This is a genomic window from Corallococcus sp. CA053C, assembly GCF_003611675.1.
In the GTDB taxonomy this organism is placed as follows: Bacteria; Myxococcota; Myxococcia; order Myxococcales; family Myxococcaceae; genus Corallococcus.
In genome coordinates, this window is record NZ_RAWA01000609.1 from 1 (window position 1) to 4,010 (window position 4,010).

The 4,010-nt window shown below is 67.5% G+C and carries 5 protein-coding genes; 1 reads left to right on the forward strand and 4 read right to left on the reverse strand.

The features are described 5' to 3' along the window. A partial coding sequence (locus tag D7V97_RS40860; RefSeq protein ID WP_147445193.1) for a serine/threonine-protein kinase occupies nucleotides 1–664 on the reverse strand: 664 nt, incomplete at its 3' end. Between the two features lie 275 nt (nucleotides 665–939). Then, on the reverse strand, nucleotides 940–1,098 hold the full coding sequence (locus D7V97_RS45065; protein ID WP_158623561.1) for a hypothetical protein: 159 nt from the start codon (nucleotides 1,096–1,098) through the stop codon (nucleotides 940–942). Nucleotides 1,099–1,449: 351 nt separating this feature from the next. On the opposite strand from D7V97_RS45065, the gene D7V97_RS40865 reads away from it, so the two are divergent. Then, nucleotides 1,450–3,162 (forward strand): phosphatidylinositol-specific phospholipase C domain-containing protein, encoded by a 1,713-nt coding sequence (locus D7V97_RS40865; RefSeq protein ID WP_120615963.1) that lies wholly within the window; start codon nucleotides 1,450–1,452, stop codon nucleotides 3,160–3,162. 21 nt (nucleotides 3,163–3,183) lie between these two features. Here D7V97_RS40865 and D7V97_RS46910 read toward each other — a convergent pair whose 3' ends face one another. Next, nucleotides 3,184–3,570, reverse strand: a complete 387-nt coding sequence (locus tag D7V97_RS46910) for a transposase (RefSeq protein WP_120615964.1) — start codon at nucleotides 3,568–3,570, stop codon at nucleotides 3,184–3,186. Between the two features lie 45 nt (nucleotides 3,571–3,615). Further along, nucleotides 3,616–4,010: YciI family protein (locus D7V97_RS40875; protein WP_120615965.1), on the reverse strand; the 395-nt coding region annotated here is incomplete at its 5' end.

A 4,010-nucleotide genomic window follows, 5' to 3' on the forward strand; every position in this document is an offset into this window, starting at 1 on the left:
CGTGGCAGTGCACCCATTCCAGGGGATCGCGCGCATCGAAGGGAAGGCGCCCCGTGAGCAGTTCGTAGAAGGTGACGCCGAGGGCGTAGAGGTCGGAGCGGCTGTCGACGGAGCGGTTCATCCAGCCCGTCTGCTCTGGCGACATGTAGGGGAGCGACCCCTCGATGAGCCGCGTGGGGCGGGGAGGGGGCTGCGCACGTGTGCTGCGCGCGGCGATGCTGAAGTTCCAGACCTTGAGCTCGCCACTCCCGGGGGCGAAGAGGATGTTTCCCGGCTTGATCTCCTTGTGGATGACGCCTCGCTCGTGGATGTCAGCGACAATCCCGGCCAGACGCACCGCCAGGTGAAGGAAGTCCCCGACGGGCATCGGCGCGCCCACGAGCTTCTCAAGCGGAGCGCCCGGGAAGTCCTCGAACTCGAGCGCCGGCCGCCCCTCGAACGTCGAGAGGGCGAGCGGCTCGACGACGGCCAGGCCCGCGAGCGCATGCCCCACCTCGTATTCCTTCCTCAGCCGCTCGAGGTCCTGCGGGCGGCTGTGCTCAGGCTCGAGGACCTTGAGGAGGATCGCGCGTCCATCGGTGGTACGCACGGCGTGGTGGACGGTCGCCCGGTGCCCCGTCTGGAGCCGATCGCCCAACGCATACGCCTGGAGCTCTGGTTTCATTGTCCTCCCGATACCCCCAAGGTAATCAGGCTGGTGCCGCCCCTCCGGGGATGACAACGTCGACCCGAGCCACGCATGGGAAAGACGGGGCCCTGTTGAGGGGGCGTGCTGGTGCGGAGAGGGAGGAGGGGAGGTCCGCTGACGGGAGCCCAAGGGCCGCGCGCCGGGCCGGCGGAGAGGCGGTGGCGTCCCCTAGCAGGCTGCTGAAGAAGTCGGTTTCGGGCCGGGCGCGCTGCCCCTGGTCCGTTACAGCTTGGGGAGGCACGCCGAGCGCCTCACGGCGCGTTGAGCTTGTCCGCCAGCCCCTTCAGCGCCGGCTGCCACAGCGACTTGCGCAGCGCGATGCCCCGGGCGTCCGCCTTGTCGAGGCCGCAGACCGCGCGATCGATGTCTTCCTTTGCGCCGCAGAAGAGGTCAAGCCTCTGATCGGCCATCGGCGCGAATTCCTGCTCCAGCCACGGTAGCTCAGAGGGTGTTGTCGAACCCTCATGCAGGGGAGAGCCGCTGCGGCATCCTCCTCGTTCCAGGCTCCTGCTTTGATACTCTTGAGACCTCAAACCCTACTTTCTCGGGCGCGCTCAGATGTCACACGCGCCCTTGCTTACCTCGTAGCCGCCTGGAATGCTTGACGTGAAAAGCCCGGCGCCCGCGAGGGTTGGCCGGGCTTTTCCGTGAAGTACGAAGCCTCTGGGGATCCGCGTCCATTCCTGCTTAGGTCCCGGACAACAGCGCACACCTCGCGTGTGGCTGCCTTCACCCCACGCATCCTCCTCCCCCGAGGCCCCATGTCCCACCGGACGTTTCCTGCCCCCCGGCTGCGCAACGCGGCGGCGGTGCTCTTGCTCGCGCTGCTCGCGACCACCCCTGCTGCCGCCCGTGGGCGCTACTACAACCACTCCGGCAGCATCGAAACGAGTCATCCCGACTGGTTGAGCTGGATGCCCGGCTCGGCGAGCCTCGCTTCCCTGTCGCTGCCGGGCACCCATGACTCCATGGCGTTCACCTCGACGGGCGGCGACCTCACCCAGACCCAATCCCTGAGCCTGAGGGCCCAGCTGGACGCGGGGCTCCGGGCCTTGGACATCCGGTGTCGCCACATTGGTGACCGGTTCGCCATCCACCATGGCGTCGTCTACCTGAACGCCAACTTCGACGACGTGTTGACGACCACCACCCAGTTCCTGCGCGACCATCCCGGCGAAACCATTCTCATGCGGGTGAAGGAGGAACACACCCCGGACGGCAATAGCCGGAGCTTCCAACAGACCTTCGAGTGGTATCGCAACCAGCCCGCCTACAGCCCCTACGTCTGGCGAGGCACCCATGTGCCCACGCTCGGGGAGGTGCGCGGCAAGATTGTCATCCTGGACAACTTCGGCGGTGGAGCCTACGGCGTGAACTGGGGTTCGCTGGCCCTCCAGGATGACTGGACCGTGTCCACGATCTTCGACATCGACAACAAGTGGGACAAGGTCCGGGACCACCTGGGGCGGACGAACGCGGGGGCCCCTCCCACGCTGTATGTGAACTTCCTCAGTGGCTCCTCCGTGGCGGCCTTCCCCAACGTGGTGGCCGGAGGCGATGGGATGGCCATCCGGGGCGTCAATGACTACGCCATCGACCACCTGGTGGGCGGCAACGTCCAGCGCGCGGGGGTCCTGATGATGGACTTCCCGGGGGCGGGGCTGATTGACGCCATCCTGGCCCTCAACTACCGGCTGCTCCCCTCCGCCAGCATCCTGCCTGGCGATTTCGGCACCGCCTTCCGGAACATCTCCTACACCCTGGGCGGCGACGCCCAGGCCCGCTGGTATGGCATCCATGCGTTTCTCCAGAATGCCGCCCCGGGGCGCCTCTGGCATGCCCTGGCCTTGAAGGGAAGCTGGGCCGGTTGGATGCACACGGATGGAAGCTACGTCCAATCCGACACCATGGATGACTACACACACCTCGCCTTCACCTCGCGGACGGTGACGAGCGCGGTGAGCAACGGCTTCCTGGGCAGCTTCGTGAACTCCCAGCTCGGAGCCCTCTCGGGGGGCACGAGCGACCGCGCCCTCCAGTTGCATGGCCGGGTGAGCTCACGCTTCCCGTTCCAGCTCTGGAGCGTGGTGGTGAAGAAGTCACCCGGGGGACTCAGCAACTGGGCGTACTCGGACTACGGGACGGGCTACAAGGCGACGCAGGGGGACTACACGTATGCCGTTCAGGCCTACTCCGCCGCGGATGGGGTGTACCTCTACGAGCATGGCCAGTTCGAAGGCAACATCCTGCATCTCACCTCCGGCGTCGGCTTCCTGGGCGACCTGGGCTTCGATGACATCCTGTCCTCCGTGAGGATCCTCGGCCCCTATCGCGCGACCCTCTGCGAACACCCCTCGCGGACGGGCAGGTGTCTCAGCACCACCCAGAGCGTGGGCGACATCAACTCCGTCGCTGGAGGCCCGTGGAACGACCAGATCTCCTCTGCGGGTATCGACTTCGTCGGAGTCCGCTGAGCCTTCCAGGAGTCTCCAGGTTCAAGACAAGCCCGCGAGCACACCCTCGCGCGGAGGGCGCCGCGACTCCCGACGCCCTCCGCCGTCCCCGGGCGGCCGCTCCCTCCGTGTGAAGCGTCCAGAAGGTGGGGGGGCCCTCGCACGTCGCGCAAACGGCCAGGGACGCTCGGGCCGCTGGCGGATGGAAACCCGTCTCACCCTCGCCGGATGCGGGGCAGGCCTCGAACCCGGTGACGATGGCCGGAGTCTCGCGCCTGGGGCAAAGACGCCATGAAAGCGCACCCGGTTTCGCCTCGGGGGAGGAACCAGGGCGGCCAGCCGGCGGAGGAGCTCGAGTCCGGTGAACCGCAGGTGCGTCGCCCCATCCGGCAGGGCCCGCTTCGTCCCCAGCCGCGGCAGCCCCCTCAACCGGGCTGCCGCCTCAAACTGATCCTGCCCCCGGTGACAATGGGGTTACGACGACTTCGTGAATGACTCGCTCCAGGACGGGGCCGCCTTCTTGATGAGCTCCAGGAACTCGGGCGGGATGTCCTCGGGGCCGGTGAGCGGGCGGATCTCCATCACGTCGTCGTTGCCCATGCCGCCGGGGTAGCGCCGGGCCCACGCGATGGCCTCCTCCTTCGACTTCACCTCCAGCACGTAGAAGCCGCCGATGAGCTCCTTCGTCTCCGCGAAGGGGCCGTCCTTCACGACGGGGTCGCCGCCCTTGAAGACGACGTGCGCGCCGGCCGAAGAGGCGCTGAGGCCCTCGGAGGCCACCAGCACGCCGGCCTTGTGCATCTCCTCGTTGAATTTCATCTGCGCGATGAAGACCTGCTCGTCGAAGGGGGCGTCGGCCGGGGCGGGCG

Coding starts and splice junctions, on each gene's coding strand:
- D7V97_RS40865 (WP_120615963.1), top strand. CDS start 1,450: ATGTCCCACCGGACGTTTCCTGCCCCCCGGCTGCGCAACGCGGCGGCG.
- D7V97_RS45065 (WP_158623561.1), bottom strand. CDS start 1,098: ATGGCCGATCAGAGGCTTGACCTCTTCTGCGGCGCAAAGGAAGACATC.